Source organism: Chelatococcus sp. YT9 (assembly GCF_018398315.1).
In the GTDB taxonomy this organism is placed as follows: domain Bacteria; phylum Pseudomonadota; class Alphaproteobacteria; order Rhizobiales; family Beijerinckiaceae; genus Chelatococcus.
Window position 1 is genome coordinate 1,311,432 of record NZ_JAHBRW010000002.1, and the last position, 14,356, is coordinate 1,325,787.

Below are 14,356 nucleotides of genomic sequence, written 5' to 3' on the forward strand. Positions count from 1 at the left end.
CCTGATACGCGCGGGCCGTTATCAATGCACAACGTTCCCACCTCGTTCGCTTGACAGACTCGTGATATGTATTAATGATATGACAAGTAGCGTATAGCCCTTGTCATATGGCTCCCGCTCTTGATTGGTGCAGTGGTGCCGATCTTTTTGCGGCGGCGTCGGCTGATTGATATGGGTTGGGCTGCCATTCCGGCAAAGGGGAAGTCTCTCGGCGCGGGGCGCCTGGCCTCGACGACGCGAATAAATCATGTGGGCGTTTCCGAGTATTAGGTTGGAGAATCGAAGAATTATGAACTTGCGAAACCGCCTCTCGGCAGACGCGCCCCTGGTTGCGCCCGGAATTTTCGACGCTTTGACAGCTTCGCTCGCGGCGGCGGCCGGGTTCGAGGCTCTTTACGTCTCCGGGGCGGCGATCGCTTATACGCGCCTCGGCAGCTCTGATATTGGCCTTGTATCGATGTCCGAAGTCGCTGACGTTGTTACGCAGATACGGGACCGCGTTGAAGTTCCACTCATTGTTGATGCCGACACGGGGTATGGAAATGCGCTCAATGTCCGGCGCACTGTGCGGTTGTTCGAGCGAGCGGGCGCGACTGCGATCCAGATCGAGGACCAGACCTTTCCAAAACGTTGCGGCCATTTGCGTGACAAGTCTCTGATCTCGGCCGGCGAAATGGCGGGAAAGGTAAAGGCGGCGGTGGACGCGCGCGCCAGCGAGGAGACTTTGATTATCGCGCGCACGGACGCGATTGCGGTCGAAGGCTTCGATGCTGCTTTGGATCGCGCCCATCTCTATGTCGAAATGGGTGCGGATATTCTCTTCGTCGAGGCGCCGCGCTCCCGTGAGCAGATGGCGACGATCGGGCGCCAGTTTGGAGGCCTGCGCCCGCTCATTGCCAATATGGTCGAAGGTGGCGACACACCGCTTAGCTCAGCTGCTGAACTCGGCGAGGTTGGCTTCAAGGTCGTCATCTTTGGGGGCGGGATCGTGAGAGCGCTGGCGCGCACGGCGCAGGAATATTATCAGTCTCTAGCCAAGCATGGCACGAATGCGCCGTTCAGTGAGCGGATGTTTGATTTCGCGGAGTTGAACAGCCTTATCGGCACCCCTGAACTGCTTGCGCTTGGCAAGAGCTACGATTCTGTTCAGACAACGCGTTTGGTCGAGAAAAGCACCGCCTGAATTCAATAATCATCCATGAGGGTAAGGCATTCCTCCCACCCCATCACTGGGAGGGTTCGGCCTTCCATAAGATCAGCAACTTGCCACGTCAGTTATCCGGTCGCGCAAGACCGAGATGATTGCGTAGGGTCTTTCCTGCATAGTCCTGGCGCATCAACCCACGCCGCTGAAGTTCAGGTACAACAAGTTCGCAGAAATCGCGTAAGCTGTCAGGAAAAGCCATGGCGCGTAGCATGAAGCCATCGACAGCCTCTGCAAGATGCCACGCTTCTAGCGTATCGACGATGGTCTCGGGTGTTCCCTTGAGCGTATTACCTATGCGGGATTCGGCGAAGCGCGCGCTCATCTGCCGGATGGTGAGCTTCTCCTCGATCGCCATACGTGAAATTACGCGATGATAGGTTTGGCCGCGATTGGATTCGACGGGAATAAGATCCGCCGGGATAGTCGCATCGAAGTCCATGCCACTGAGGTCCACGCCGATCGCGGTGCCGATCACGGTCTTGCCGACATCTTCGTGAATGCGGGACGATAAAGCCGCCGTTTTGGCATCGGCTTCAGCTAGAGTATTTCCGACGACGATCGTAATGCCCTGCATCAATCTGAGTTCATCGGGCCGTCGACCGAATTTGCTCATCCGTCCTTTCAGGTCACTGTAGTATTGTCGCGCGCCGTCGAGGGAACTCTCGACCATGAAGACCATGTCTGCGGTTTCCGCAGCAAGCTCCTTGCCAGGATCTGAGCCCCCCGCTTGAACCACCACCGGGTGCCCCTGCGGCGGGCGCGCGATATTGAGGGGCCCCGCGACAGAGAAGTGTTTTCCCTGATGATTGAGGGGCCGCAACTTCTGGGGATCAAAGTATCGGCTTTCTTTGACGTTGCGAATAATGGCGCCGTCGCTCCATGTATCCCAAAGACCGCGCACCACCTGGACAAACTCTCGCGCGCGTTCGTAGCGGATCGCGTGATCGAGATTCGCATCGCGGCCGAAATTGGCGGGCGCGTTCAAGCTACCGGTCGTGACAACGTTCCATGCCGCCCGCCCGCCACTGAGATGGTCCAGCGAGGCGACGGCGCGCGCGACATTGTAGGGCTCGTTGTAGGAGGAAGAAAGGGTGCCGACAAGGCCAATATGGCTGGTGTGAGCGGAGAGTACGGAGAGAAGGGTCAGCGGCTCCAAGCCATTGATATAACGGGGTGATCGGCTGAGCGCTTCGATGTCACCCTCCGGAAGGCATGGTGTGTCGGCGACGAACACGAAATCGAGCTTTGCCCGCTCGGCGAGCTTTGCCAGGCTGATATAATGGTTTGCGTCCGTGGCGCTGTCCACCGGCGATTCCGACACCAGCCAAGCCGCAGGGTGGCTGCCATAGTTCTCGAGGATGCAGCCGAAATTCATGTGTCGATTACGCGGCATCATTCAGTTCTCTAGTCATCGTCGGCGAGGGCAAGGCGGCCCTCGACTATTGCATCGGTACGATCATGCCAGTGCCTGAGAGAGAAAAAGCGTCGTCGTTCGCAGCCACCAAGCAGATACTGCCACAGAAAAATCAGGCACTCCGGCTTAGCGTATACATCGTGTCGAGAGGTTGATCACGGCGACCACACCGCAAAAAGCGCGATAACACTGGATGTTACCCGCATGGGCATGAGAGATCGCCGGGTTGTCGAAGCCGGATATTCGCTGTGATATCCACTGTGGCGAGAAAGGCGGTTTATGACCCTTCCGCGCGCTGCCAGCAGGGGCCGGCTTCTGTCGTGGCAGGCAACCGGCCACTCCGGGCACCGGGGCCCGCCGCAATCAGCGATGCGACATGGACACGACCCGCGCTTCGCCGATCAATCAGCCGCTCCCGCAGTCGGCGGCGAGAGCGGCGGGGAGTACAATCTTTCTGGTGCCATCCGCGCACCATTGCGTGACATAGACCGGTGGGTTCGCTTGTCCTTTGGCATCAAATTTCACTTCACCGATGACACCGTTGAAGGTGAGCGCAGCAAGCGCATCGCGAATCTTCGCGCCATCCGTTGTAGTTCCGGCGGCTTTCATGGCTTCGACCGCGAGGAAGACCGCGTCATAGGATTGCGCGGCAAACCCATGGGTCTCCTCACCAAACTTGGCTTTGTAGGCTGTGCTGAACGTCTTGATGCGGTCAACCGGGCTGTTTGGAGGGAAGGAGTTGTACTGTGCCATCCCATCAAGATATTTGGCATTCAGCCGCTGCAGAAAGCGGTCGGAGCCCATGGCCAAGGTTCCGATCAGCTGCACATCAACGCCAGCATCGCGAATCTGGCGGATTGCGAGGGAGCCCGGCTCCTCATCCATCAAAAGCACGACGGCCTTCGCGCCTGAATTGCGGATATTCGTCACATGGCTGGAGAAATCGACCTCTCCGACATTGAAATAGCCGACATAGCCGATCTTCGTACTATCAGGGAGCAGGCTCTTCATCGCCTCGATACCGCCACGACCTGTGTCGTTGTTCCAGGCGAGAAAGGCGAGCGGCGTCAGTTTGGCATCTGTGATATATTTGGCCAATCCCTGGTTAAGCTGGGTATCGCGGGCATTGATCCTGAAGAAGTAAGGATTTCCCTGCTCCGTGAGGTTGCCGGCGGTGGGGACCGTGATGATCAGGGGCACCTTGAAGTCCTCGGCGACGGGCGCCTCAGCGGCGGCGACAGGGCTGCAGAGCTCGCCAAGAACGACGGGCACCTTGTCGACGGTCGCCAGGCGCTCCATGGCGGAGGCCCCTTCGGCGACATTGCAGCGTGTGTCGTAGGTTTTCAGAGCGAGTTCATAGGTCTTGCCGCCAACGGTGAAACCGCCCGCCTTGTTGATCTGCTCGACGGCGAGAGTAAAGCCATTCTGCTGAAACTTTCCGGCGGGAGCGAGAGGACCTGTCTGCGCTGTGACGACGCCGAGCGTCACCGTGCCGTCGGCGGCGAAGCTCGCGGTACCGAGCATTGCCGTGATCGCGACGGAAGCCAGCAGAGCTTTCGTAGTGCTTTTCATTGGGACACCTCTGGTTTCTTGGCTGGCACGTTTTTGCGGTTTAAGGAGTGAGACCATAGACTCGCAACGCATTATCGCGCAAAAACAGCTTCTGCGCGTCGGGCCGAAGGCCAAGCGCCTCAATTTCTTCGAGGGTGCGCTTGAAAGCGAGAACTGGAAAGTCTGTTCCAAACATCACCTTATGCCGGCCATAGGTGTTGATGTAATGAATGAAGCTGGCTGGCCAGTATTTCGGACTATGCGCATCGGAAGCGATGTAGACGTTAGGATGTTTCCACGCCATCGCGATCATTTCATCGGTCCATGGAATTCCGATGTGAATTCCGATGAGCTTCAGCTCGGGAAAGTCGCAGGCGATATCGTCGAGGAGAATGGGCCTCGCGACGCTTCGTAGCGGGCGTTTGTCGTAATAAACCAGCGATTGTCCGACCTGCATCTGGATCGGAACGTTCAGTTCGCAGCATTTCGCGTAAAATGGATAATACTTGCGATGGTTGGGCTCCAGCTCGAACCAGTGCGGATAGGTATGCGCACCGATAAACCCAAGTTCCCGGACGGCCCATTCCAGGCGCCGGAGACCTTCCATCCCTTCGGTCGGATCGACACCCGCCAGGCCGTGAAACCGGGTTGGATGTGCTGCGACGGCTTCCGCGATCCATTCATAGGGCATATGCCAGGCGCCGGGGGTTCCTTCCTGGCCCAGCTTGCAGGCGATGAGGAACGCCCTTTCGATGCCGGCGGCATCCATCTGAGCGAGCATCTCCTCATGCGTGACAGACGTAACGTCTTCTTCCGCGCGACCGATTTTCTTCGTGTGGAAAGTCTTGGTCCATTTAGGACGGGCCGCTACGATCTGCGGTGTCAATGGGTTCACAACGACATCAATGACGCCTTGCACCGGAACGCCCCTCTTCTCATTCTCTCTTATTATATTGGTATATATTTAGAACATTTAGCAAGCCTGAATTCCAAGCGCACTAGTATGATGCGCATCAACCGATTGGAAGGGGCGGGGTCGTGAATGTCTCTGCGATCGGTACGACTCGCGCAAAGCCAAAGGCCATCACTGTCAGGGATGCATCGTGCCGTCCCGCATCAAAATCGGAACATGCTTCCCGTGGCACAATAACCTCGTAATCACGTTGCGCCAGATCACGGACCGTCGTCTCGACGCACATGGATGTCGTCACACCACCTACAATGACGCGTTCGATAGTCCTTGCCCGGAGAATGACCTCGAGTGGCGTGCCATAGAGTGATGAGTGTCGCGCCTTGTCGATGACAATGTCATCGGCGGCGACATTCACGAGGGGTGTCAGCTCGACATCGGCCGTGCCGGCCCGCAGTCCACCTGCACGGCACAGGTTCGGGCGCATGCGACGGACGATGCCGGCGTCCGAATAGTCCGGTCGGAACATCATCCTGGTCCACACGACGGGGATGCCGCGCGCGCGGGCGTCGCTTGCCAGGCGATCGCAGTGGTGTGCGGCCTCGGCCAGGGTGGTGATATCCCAGCCTTGCTGGGCTATGGAGCCATGAGCGTCACAGAATGCATTCTGGAGATCAACGAGAAGCAGAAGCGTGTTGATGTGCTCGGCCATGGAATCCTCGTCCTGTTAGGCCCGCTGTGGGTGAGCGAAGATCAAGAAGTGCTCGTCCGGTCCCCGACGCAGATTGAATGATTTGCTATAAGAATAGGACATTAATGGCGGGCCCTGTAAAGACCTCCGGCAGTTGGCCCTATTGTGCCGTGCCCCGCCTCAAGGCCTCTCGTGACACGCCCTACAGATCACGATTGACAGTCTCTCCAGGCCGTCGGCCAATGTCGGCCTGAGCCGTACCCGAGGGGGCTGAACAATGGCCGACCGTGTTCTCGTTGTTGGCGCGGGCCCTGTGGGCCTGTCTATGGCTATCGAGCTTGCGCGGTACAATGTTCCCATCCGCCTGATCGATAGAATGACAGCTCGCAGCGACAAGTCCAGGGCGGTCGTGCTCTGGAGCCGAACCCTGGAGCTCCTGGACAGGGCAGGTGCCACGGACGATCTGCTACGAATCGGCAATAAGGTCACCGCCGCCAATATACTCGCGGGCAGCGAACCGATCGGGCGCATCGGCTTCGAGGAGGTTCAGTCGCCTTATCCCTTCGCATTGATGGTGCCTCAGTGCGACACGGAAGCGATTCTGGAACGTCAGCTTGAACAGCGCGGCGCGAAGTCAGAACTCGGTGTCGAACTCCTTGATTTTACTCAGGATACCGACGGCGTTTTCGCCGTGATACGCTCGGCTGACGGACAAGAGCAAACCGAGCGCTTTCAATGGCTGATAGCTTGTGACGGCGCGCACAGCACGGTCCGGCATCGGCTCGGCTTCACGTTCAGCGGCGACACAATGGCCAATGACTGGACGCTAGGAGATTTCCATCTGTCAGAGGCGCCTTTTCCGCCGTCGGAACTCGCGACTTGCTGGCACGAGGACGGCGTGATCGTCTTCCTGCCGATGAGCTCCAACCGCTACCGGCTGATCGCCAGTCTGGGGCCGTCGACCAGCGAGGCCCCCGTTCCGCTGACGCGCGAAGAGTTCCAGGCGGTGGCCGATCGCCGAGGACCAGGTGGGTTTGTGCTGACGGATACGATCTGGACGACCGCCTTCCGCATCAATGAAAGGCAGGTCGCGGATTATCGTTCCGGTCGGGTCTTTCTGGCTGGCGATGCGGCTCATGTTCACAGCCCGGCCGGTGGGCAGGGCATGAACACGGGGATGCAGGATGCATTCAATCTGGCCTGGAAACTGGCTCTGGTCTGTCATGGCCTTGCGACAGCCCCAGCTTTGCTTGATAGCTACAGCATCGAGCGAAAAGCTGTTGGGGCCTCGGTGATTCAGTCATCGGGACGCCTCACGAAGGCGTCCGTTCTGCACAGCCATACCGCTCAGAGCCTTCGGAACCTGTTTGCCCACGCCATGATGGGTCTCTCGCCAGTTCGCCGAGCGATCGTGGATGCCATGGCGGAGGTTTCAATCGGCTATGCGCAAAGTCCGCTCAATGGGCCCGCTTCGGGCGGCGGCGCCGATGTCGGGGCACGGGCTCGGCCCATCGCCGGGGAACCGCCTTATGGTTCAGGTGATCGACCCCGTTTTAGCCTGCGGGCCATAACCGGCGAGGCAACGGAGATCGCCGGGCGCTATCCGCACCTCGTCGAGGCGCAGATCCGGCCGGCCGCAGCTCTTGATGGCATCGAACTCGTAAGACCGGACGGCTATGTCGCTGCATCGGCCTCTTCCAGTAACTGGGAAGACATTATTGATTATCTCGATGCGCTCGGTGCTTGCGGGGCGGACTGAATGTGAAGCGTTCTGGCTGAGCCTATCGCTCGCTTTAACGAGGGACGAGCTACCATGACCGGCGAATTCCTACCGGGCTTCGAGACCAGGGCGATCGATACCGCAGGCGCGCGCATCCACCTTGCGGTGGGCGGGAGCGGGCGGCCCTTGCTGATGCTGCACGGCCATCCTCAGACGCACCTGACGTGGCACAAGATCGCGCCCCACTTGGCAGAACAATTCACGGTCGTGTTGCCGGATCTGCGCGGCTACGGCGATTCCGGCAAGCCAGAGGGTGGGGAGCGTCATGTTAACTACAGCAAGCGCGCGATGGCGGCGGATCAGATCGAGGTCATGCGCTCTCTCGGCTTTACGGAATTCAACCTTGTCGGCCACGACCGCGGTGCACGCGTGGCACACCGAATGGCGCTCGATCATCCAGACGCCGTCCAGCGGATCGCGGTCTTCGACATAGCCCCGACTCTGACCATGTACGAGCGCACGAACCAAGAATTCGCGACGCGCTATTTCTGGTGGTTCTTCCTCATCCAACCGGCTCCGCTGCCGGAGCGCATGATCGCCGCGGACCCCGAGTTCTTCCTGCGGCGGCACATCGAGGGGCAGATCAAGGTCCAGGGCGCGACGAGCGAGGCGCTCTTCGCCGAGTACCTGCGTTGCTACCAGAACCCCGCGACCCGGCATGCCATCTGCGAAGACTACCGTGCCGCCTCTACTATCGATCTTGATCATGATCGTGCCGACGGCGAGCGCCGGATCCGGGCGCCGCTTCTCGCGCTCTGGGGTGCACGTGGTATAGTCGGAAGTCTCTATGATGTCCTGGACACCTGGCGCGAGAAGGCTGACGATGTCCGCGGGCGCGCGATCGATTGCGGCCACAGTCCGCAGGAGGAAGCGCCGGAGGAAACCCTAAACGAACTTTTGGCCTTCCTTGCATCGTAGCCTTTGCCCCGGCCCGATTGCGCCGAGATCCGCGACTGAAATTTTAGACCTCTAGGATCTGAGGGCCGTCGCTCCACGCGTCGGAGAGCACCGATTTCGAGCCGCGCTGCGGTACGGCAATGACGCCTGTGGCGCTTGCCAATCGCCGGGGCAGCGTAAGGCTCGCTAAAGGCTGCCTGACAGGCTTGCGTCAGGCCGGAACACATGGTCGAGAGAGGCGGATTTGAAGACCTCTCGTTGCGGCGCATTCCGTGCTAGCGGTTTTTATCTATTGTCTTCGCGGATCATGGCGGCCGCTTTTTCCGCTATCATCAAAGTCGGCGAATTGGTATTGCCGCTCGTGATGAACGGCATGATCGAGGCATCCGCCACGCGCAGGCCGGACAGGCCGCGAACGCGCAGTCTGTCGTCCAAGACCGCCATGGGATCGTCAGCTGGTCCCATCTTGGCTGTCCCGACCGGGTGAAAAATTGTGGTGCCGATTTGCCGGGCAGCCTCGAGTAAATCATCGTCTGTCACGGCAGCTGGCCCGGGGCGATATTCCTCGGGATGGTATCGCTGCAAGGCAGGCATCGAAACGATGTGGCGGACGATTTTGAGTGACTCGATGGCGACGCGCTCGTCCTCAGGGGTCGTCAAGGCGTTCAGGCGGATCGCAGGCTTGGCCAAGGGGTCGGGGGAGGTGGGGCGCACGCTCCCACGGCTCGTTGGGCGCAAGTTGCAGACACTCGCGGTAAACGCGGGAAATGCGTGGGGCATCTCGCCGAACTTGTCGAGTGACAATGGCTGGATATGAAACTGGATGTTGGGGGTCGAATAGCGGGGAGACGATCGTGTGAAAGCCCCGAGCTGCGACGGCGCCATCGTCAATGCCCCGCGTCGAAACAAGGCGTATTCGAGCGCCATCGCTCCTTTGCGCAGCAGGGAGCCATAGTCCTCATTCAGCGTGCGAATACCTCTGACGCGATAGATCGGCCGGAGCTGAAGATGGTCTTGCAGGTTCTCGCCGACGCCCGGCGCATTGTGGATCACGCGGATTCCGAGCGCACGCAGGCGTTCGGCCTCACCAATCCCGGACAATTGCAAGATCTGCGGTGAACCAACAGCCCCGGCACATAGAATAACTTCTGCGCGGGCGTGCACGCGCTGACGCTCGTCGCCCTGGATGAAGTCGACGCCCGTGACCCGCCCGTCCTCCACGACAAGTTGCGCGACATGCGCCTGTGTCTCAAGCTTCAGCCCGGGTCGTTTCAACACCGGCTTCAGGAACCCCCGAGCAGCCGACCAACGGCGGCCATGTTTCTGGTTGACGTGAAAATACGCGATACCCTCATTGCCGCCGGTATTGAAGTCGTTGGTCCGGGGAATGCCCGCCTCGACCGCCGCCTCCAGGAAAGCGTCGAGAAGATCCCAGCGGACGCGCGGCTCCTCGACGCGCCACTCACCGTTCACGCCGTGATGCTCGCCCTCGCCGAGGAAGTGATCGAGATGGCGTCGAAACAGAGGACGTACATCCTCCCAGCCCCAACCCTTGAGGCCGATGTCGCGCCACCGGTCGTAGTCCTGCCGCTGGCCTCGCATGTAGATCATGGCGTTGATCGCCGAACAGCCGCCAATCACCTTGCCGCGGGGATAGTTGAGGACACGGCCGTTAAGCCCGATCTCGGCTTCTGTCGTGAACATCCAGTCGGCACGCGGGTTTCCGATGGCGTAGAGATAGCCGACTGGAACGTGAAACCAGATCCAATTGTCCCGCCCACCTGCTTCCAGCAGGCAGACGCTCCGCTTAGAATCAGCCGACAACCTGTTGGCCATCAGGCATCCTGCCGTACCGGCCCCGACAACGACATAGTCGAAAGTTCCCGCATTGATCATCAGTCTCCCCCCGTGACCTCATTGTCCTTATGCCAAACACCGATTACCGAAGCATGAGAGCCTATTTTACTAGGTCTGAAAACAAGCCGATGGAATGGGTAAGGATGCCACCCGAGCGATGCAAAAAACCACATACACCGGCTTTGAACTGTCGTGGAGCGACCTGCAGTTCTTCCTGGTCGCGGCCCGATCCGGGAGCGCCGCCGAGGCCGCTCGCCGGTTGAATATCGACCAGGCCACTGTCAGCCGACGGGTCCGGCGGCTGGAAGCTCAGCTTGGCCAGCCGCTGCTCGTGCGCGGTCCGCAGGGCCATGCGCTCACGCAAGCCGGCGAAGCGCTTCTGGCCAGGGCCGAGATCATTGAGGGCGATACATTCGCGATCCTTGACCATTTTCCGACGGCGAGATCGCTCTCAACGCAACGGTGCGGATTGCCGGGCCGGAAGGCTTCCTCTGTGCTTATCTCGCCCCGCGCCTAGCACCGTTGCGCGAGAGAAATCCCGGTTTGAATGTGCAGCTCGTTACGATGCCCCATCTGATGTCGGTGTCGAAACGCGAGTTCGATATCGCCGTCACTGTCGGTCAGGTGCTGAAAGGGAGGGCAGTCACGCGCAAACTCTGCGATTATTCGCTTGGCCTGTTCGCTTCCGAGGACTACCTGCGTTCGCACCCGCCGATCCGCGGCGTTCACGAACTCGTTGACCATCCGTTGATTGGCTATGTGGATGATCTCATCGTCATGCCGGATCTGAACTATCTCGGAGAGATCGCGCCGGAACTGCGCGCGACGATTCAGGCGACAAGCCTCATGGCCCAGCGCGAGATGGCGGTGGCCGGGCTTGGCCTATGCGTGCTCCCGTTCTTCATGGCACGCGAAAACCCGGCGCTCCGGCCTGTGTTGCCTGACGCGATTCGCCGAGACCGGTCCTATTGGCTCGTGGCGCACGCGGAGACCCGGGAGCTTGCCGCACACAGGGCCGTGATAGACTTCGTTACCCAGCTTGCAACGGGGCCCGCCTGGAACTCCTTTAATGGCGGAAAAGGCAAACCTACGCCTCAGTAAGCTCAATCCTCATGGCGTTAGCCGACCACCATAGAGATCGCCGAATGGCTCGTATCTTTCGACCGTGCAGTGCGGCAGATCTCTATTCTAGTCAGTCGTGCCAAATCTCCGCCAAAGCCCGGCGGTAACGGCCGTGACGACGATGACCGCACCATAGCCTGAAGCCGTTTCGCGTAGGCTAAAATGCGACAGGAGCGTGCCAGCGACAACCGTTGGCACGCCGAAGGCGAGATAGCTCAAGGTGAAGATCGATGCGAAGAGTTCGCTTCGCTCGTCGGGCGCAGCTAGCGGAACGAGTGTTCGCATCGCGCCGTAGAAACAGGTGCCGAAGCCGGTTCCGGCAATTAGCAAAGCCACGAGATAGAGCGGCAGAGATTGCAATGCGATGCCGCCCATCGTCAGAGCCGTACCCGCCGCGAGCGCCGATGTGCCATAAAGCATCACTTGGCGGGCCGGATAGGGCTGGGCAATGAAACACGCTGCGGCACCTGTCCCGGATAGAACCGTTACGACAGACGCCTGCATTATAAAGTTTGGCATGTCGAAGATGTGAGCGACGATTGGGGCGCCCAGCGACAGATAAAGTCCGGCGGTCGCCCAGCCTGCGAAGATTGCCGGCGCGCCGCGCCAGAACGCGGCTCGTGCGGAGATCGGCAGCCCGAGGCGAGGACGCAACGCCCGCCATAGCCCCTCATGACGCGGAGCCGTCTCTGGAGGGAGCCAAACGGCGCCTGCAAATATCAGGCTTAACAGAACGAGCCCGCCGAATATCTCCGCCTTTGGCGCTGGCCCGAAGTCCATCACGATGCCAGATGCCATGGCGCCGGCCGCCAGGCCCACGAACGGCAGGATCGAATTCCAGACCGCTGCTGCACCCGGACGGTTTCGAGGCTCAAGATCGACAGCGGTCGCGGAAAGGGTCGATAGCAAAAGGCCGCAAGCCACACCTTGTATGGCTCGCGCGACAAGCAACTGAGGGACACTCTCGGCGCGCCAGAACAAAAGCGCCGCTAACGCTAGCAACAGGAATCCGACTGATAGCACCGGGCGCCGCCCGACGTGGTCCGACAAAGCGCCTGTTACCAGAAGCGTGCAAAGCAGCGCGATCGCATAAACAGCGAAAATGGCTGTCATAATGGCGTTCGAGAAGCCGAGCTCGCTTTGAAGCACCGGGTAGAACGGCGATGGAGCGCTGGCGCTGGACATCATCAGGGCAATGCCGCCGAGCATGATAGCGAAGCCTGCGTGCTGCCGGCGCATCTGCGAGTTCTTCGTGGGACGCATGTCCACCTTGCCTTGCGAGGGGGAAGCCAGGAGAGTGTGGCGGCTTCGTCGGTTCGATGATTTTCGAACGAAAGATTGCTACTCCCATTTTCCAGTCGGTTCAACTATATTCGAACTATGAACAAGGGGACGGACATTCCAAGCGACGACCTGCCACATCCCGCGCCGGAGGCGATCCTGTTGACACAGGTTCTTTTTGCGCTGAGCGATCCGGCACGACTGGATATCGTGCGCCAGCTGGATGCGGGGCCAATGGAGATGGCGCGCTGCAACCTTCAGGATCCGTCCATGCCGAAATCGACGAAGTCGCATCTCATGAAGGTGTTGCGCGAGGCGGGTGTCATCCGGAATGAGCCGATGGGCCGAGGGAGGCTTCTGACACTGCGGCGCGAGGATCTTGACAGTCGTTTTCCCGGCCTGCTCGCTGCCATTCTTCCCAGTCGGCAGAAAAACTCGATCTAGCAGGATCGCGGGAAGTGGCGATGAGGCATCAGCCGAACTGAATGATTATGACTTGGCCGAAGGAGTCTAGGAACTTGGTTGGAACCAGATGATTCCAACCAAGTTGCATTTGTTTAGCGATGGTCATCGGCCGGATTGTCCGGATCGGCGGCGGTTCGTCGGTCTGAACTACGGAGATTCTTCATGAGTATAGGCCTGATGGCCCTTCTCGACGATATTGCCGCGCTGGCCAAGGTTGCGGCAGCATCGCTCGACGATGTGGCCGGCCAGGCCGCGAAGGCGGGGTCGAAGGCTGCCGGCGTTGTCATCGATGACGCTGCGGTGACGCCACGCTACGTCACCGGGTTTTCCGCCTCGCGCGAACTGCCCATCATCGGCCGGATCACGCTGGGCTCTTTGAGGAACAAGCTTCTTTTCCTGCTGCCGGCTGCCCTCGCCTTGAGCCTTCTGGCGCCTCAGGTCATCGTTCCCCTCCTGATGCTCGGGGGGCTCTATCTTTGCTATGAGGGGGTGGAGAAGATCTACGGTCTCATCGCCCCCCATGCCGCCCGTGCCCATGAGGCTGAGGTGGAGCCGATCGCGATCGACGCTCAGACCTTTGAGGACGAGAAGGTCGCGGGGGCAATCCGGACTGACTTCATTCTTTCGGCGGAAATCATGACCATTACTTTGGGCTCTGTCCCCGACGCGGGCTTTGTGATCCAGGCGCTGGTGCTAGCTGTGGTCGGCGTAGCCATTACAATCGGCGTGTACGGCGTGGTTGCGCTGATCGTCAAGGCCGATGACCTAGGCCTCCTGCTTGCCCGCGTGTCTTCGCCTTCAGCGATCGGCGCCCTGTCGCGGGTGATCGGCCGAGTTCTTGTTCAGGGCATGCCATATTTCCTCAAGTTGCTGGGCATTGTCGGGACGGCCGCGATGATATGGGTCGGCGGCGGCATCATTCTTCACGGCTTCGAGGGCTACGGCTATGGTTGGCTGAGCCATATGCTACACGACGCCGGGGATGACGCGTCTCATCTCGTCCCTTCAGTCGGTCCCTTCGTCTCCTGGCTCGTGCAGGCAGCGGGGGCGGGTATAGTCGGTCTCGCGATCGGGGCGGCTACCATTCCGGCACTGAGCTATTGTGTGTCGCCGGCTTGGCGATGGATCAAGTCGCGGGTCCGTCCACCCCGTCCGGTCTAGCGATCGCGTTGAACGTGCCG

General features: G+C 59.9%; 13 protein-coding genes. 7 read left to right on the forward strand and 6 right to left on the reverse strand.

Going from position 1 to position 14,356, the window contains the following annotated elements:
• Positions 1-289: 289 nt before the first annotated feature.
• Positions 290-1,183 carry an isocitrate lyase/PEP mutase family protein gene (locus tag KIO76_RS26005; RefSeq protein ID WP_213326471.1) on the forward strand — a complete coding sequence of 298 codons (894 nt, stop codon included), beginning with the start codon at positions 290-292 and terminating at the stop codon, positions 1,181-1,183.
• An 88-nt stretch (positions 1,184-1,271) separates the two neighbouring features.
• Here the strand turns inward: KIO76_RS26005 and KIO76_RS26010 are convergent, their stop codons facing one another.
• From KIO76_RS26010 to KIO76_RS26025, 4 genes are all read right to left on the reverse strand, one after another.
• Positions 1,272-2,603 carry an LLM class flavin-dependent oxidoreductase gene (locus KIO76_RS26010; RefSeq protein WP_213326472.1) on the reverse strand — a complete coding sequence of 444 codons (1,332 nt, stop codon included), beginning with the start codon at positions 2,601-2,603 and terminating at the stop codon, positions 1,272-1,274.
• Between the two features lie 423 nt (positions 2,604-3,026).
• Complete coding sequence (locus KIO76_RS26015) at positions 3,027-4,193, reverse strand: ABC transporter substrate-binding protein (protein WP_213326473.1); 1,167 nt, start codon at positions 4,191-4,193, stop codon at positions 3,027-3,029.
• Positions 4,194-4,233: 40 nt separating this feature from the next.
• Complete coding sequence (locus tag KIO76_RS26020) at positions 4,234-5,091, reverse strand: amidohydrolase family protein (RefSeq protein WP_213326474.1); 858 nt, start codon at positions 5,089-5,091, stop codon at positions 4,234-4,236.
• 94 nt (positions 5,092-5,185) lie between these two features.
• The gene (locus KIO76_RS26025) at positions 5,186-5,794 is read right to left on the reverse strand and encodes a cysteine hydrolase family protein (protein ID WP_213326475.1); all 609 of its coding nucleotides are present in this window, start codon (positions 5,792-5,794) and stop codon (positions 5,186-5,188) included.
• Positions 5,795-6,050: 256 nt separating this feature from the next.
• On the opposite strand from KIO76_RS26025, the gene KIO76_RS26030 reads away from it, so the two are divergent.
• Positions 6,051-7,532, forward strand: a complete 1,482-nt coding sequence (locus KIO76_RS26030; RefSeq protein ID WP_213326476.1) for an FAD-dependent monooxygenase — start codon at positions 6,051-6,053, stop codon at positions 7,530-7,532.
• A 54-nt stretch (positions 7,533-7,586) separates the two neighbouring features.
• Entirely contained in the window at positions 7,587-8,471 is an 885-nt protein-coding gene (locus KIO76_RS26035) for an alpha/beta fold hydrolase (RefSeq protein WP_213326477.1), read from the forward strand.
• A gap of 264 nt (positions 8,472-8,735) precedes the next feature.
• Here the strand turns inward: KIO76_RS26035 and KIO76_RS26040 are convergent, their stop codons facing one another.
• The gene (locus KIO76_RS26040) at positions 8,736-10,346 is read right to left on the reverse strand and encodes a GMC family oxidoreductase (protein WP_213326478.1); all 1,611 of its coding nucleotides are present in this window, start codon (positions 10,344-10,346) and stop codon (positions 8,736-8,738) included.
• A 118-nt stretch (positions 10,347-10,464) separates the two neighbouring features.
• Between KIO76_RS26040 and KIO76_RS26045 the strand changes: the two genes are divergently transcribed.
• A complete protein-coding gene (locus KIO76_RS26045; protein WP_213326479.1) occupies positions 10,465-10,824 on the forward strand; it encodes a LysR family transcriptional regulator in 360 nt (119 codons plus the stop codon).
• On the forward strand, positions 10,770-11,408 hold the full coding sequence (locus KIO76_RS26050) for a LysR substrate-binding domain-containing protein (protein ID WP_213326480.1): 639 nt from the start codon (positions 10,770-10,772) through the stop codon (positions 11,406-11,408). Before KIO76_RS26045 ends, KIO76_RS26050 begins: the two co-directional genes overlap by 55 nt.
• An 87-nt stretch (positions 11,409-11,495) precedes the next feature.
• Here KIO76_RS26050 and KIO76_RS26055 read toward each other — a convergent pair whose 3' ends face one another.
• On the reverse strand, positions 11,496-12,692 hold the full coding sequence (locus KIO76_RS26055; RefSeq protein ID WP_213326481.1) for an MFS transporter: 1,197 nt from the start codon (positions 12,690-12,692) through the stop codon (positions 11,496-11,498).
• Positions 12,693-12,872: 180 nt separating this feature from the next.
• Between KIO76_RS26055 and KIO76_RS26060 the strand changes: the two genes are divergently transcribed.
• Positions 12,873-13,154 carry an ArsR/SmtB family transcription factor gene (locus tag KIO76_RS26060; RefSeq protein ID WP_249730045.1) on the forward strand — a complete coding sequence of 94 codons (282 nt, stop codon included), beginning with the start codon at positions 12,873-12,875 and terminating at the stop codon, positions 13,152-13,154.
• 183 nt (positions 13,155-13,337) lie between these two features.
• Positions 13,338-14,336: a DUF808 domain-containing protein gene (locus KIO76_RS26065; RefSeq protein ID WP_213326483.1), complete on the forward strand. Its 999-nt coding sequence runs from the start codon at positions 13,338-13,340 to the stop codon at positions 14,334-14,336.
• Positions 14,337-14,356: the final 20 nt, after the last annotated feature.

Bases quoted from the DNA above. Each gene is read 5' to 3' on its own strand.
- KIO76_RS26005 (WP_213326471.1), top strand. From the start codon at position 290: ATGAACTTGCGAAACCGCCTCTCGGCAGACGCGCCCCTGGTTGCGCCC.
- KIO76_RS26010 (WP_213326472.1), bottom strand. From the start codon at position 2,603: ATGATGCCGCGTAATCGACACATGAATTTCGGCTGCATCCTCGAGAAC.
- KIO76_RS26015 (WP_213326473.1), bottom strand. From the start codon at position 4,193: ATGAAAAGCACTACGAAAGCTCTGCTGGCTTCCGTCGCGATCACGGCA.
- KIO76_RS26025 (WP_213326475.1), bottom strand. From the start codon at position 5,794: ATGGCCGAGCACATCAACACGCTTCTGCTTCTCGTTGATCTCCAGAAT.
- KIO76_RS26030 (WP_213326476.1), top strand. From the start codon at position 6,051: ATGGCCGACCGTGTTCTCGTTGTTGGCGCGGGCCCTGTGGGCCTGTCT.
- KIO76_RS26035 (WP_213326477.1), top strand. From the start codon at position 7,587: ATGACCGGCGAATTCCTACCGGGCTTCGAGACCAGGGCGATCGATACC.
- KIO76_RS26040 (WP_213326478.1), bottom strand. From the start codon at position 10,346: ATGATCAATGCGGGAACTTTCGACTATGTCGTTGTCGGGGCCGGTACG.
- KIO76_RS26045 (WP_213326479.1), top strand. From the start codon at position 10,465: ATGCAAAAAACCACATACACCGGCTTTGAACTGTCGTGGAGCGACCTG.
- KIO76_RS26055 (WP_213326481.1), bottom strand. From the start codon at position 12,692: ATGCGTCCCACGAAGAACTCGCAGATGCGCCGGCAGCACGCAGGCTTC.
- KIO76_RS26065 (WP_213326483.1), top strand. From the start codon at position 13,338: ATGAGTATAGGCCTGATGGCCCTTCTCGACGATATTGCCGCGCTGGCC.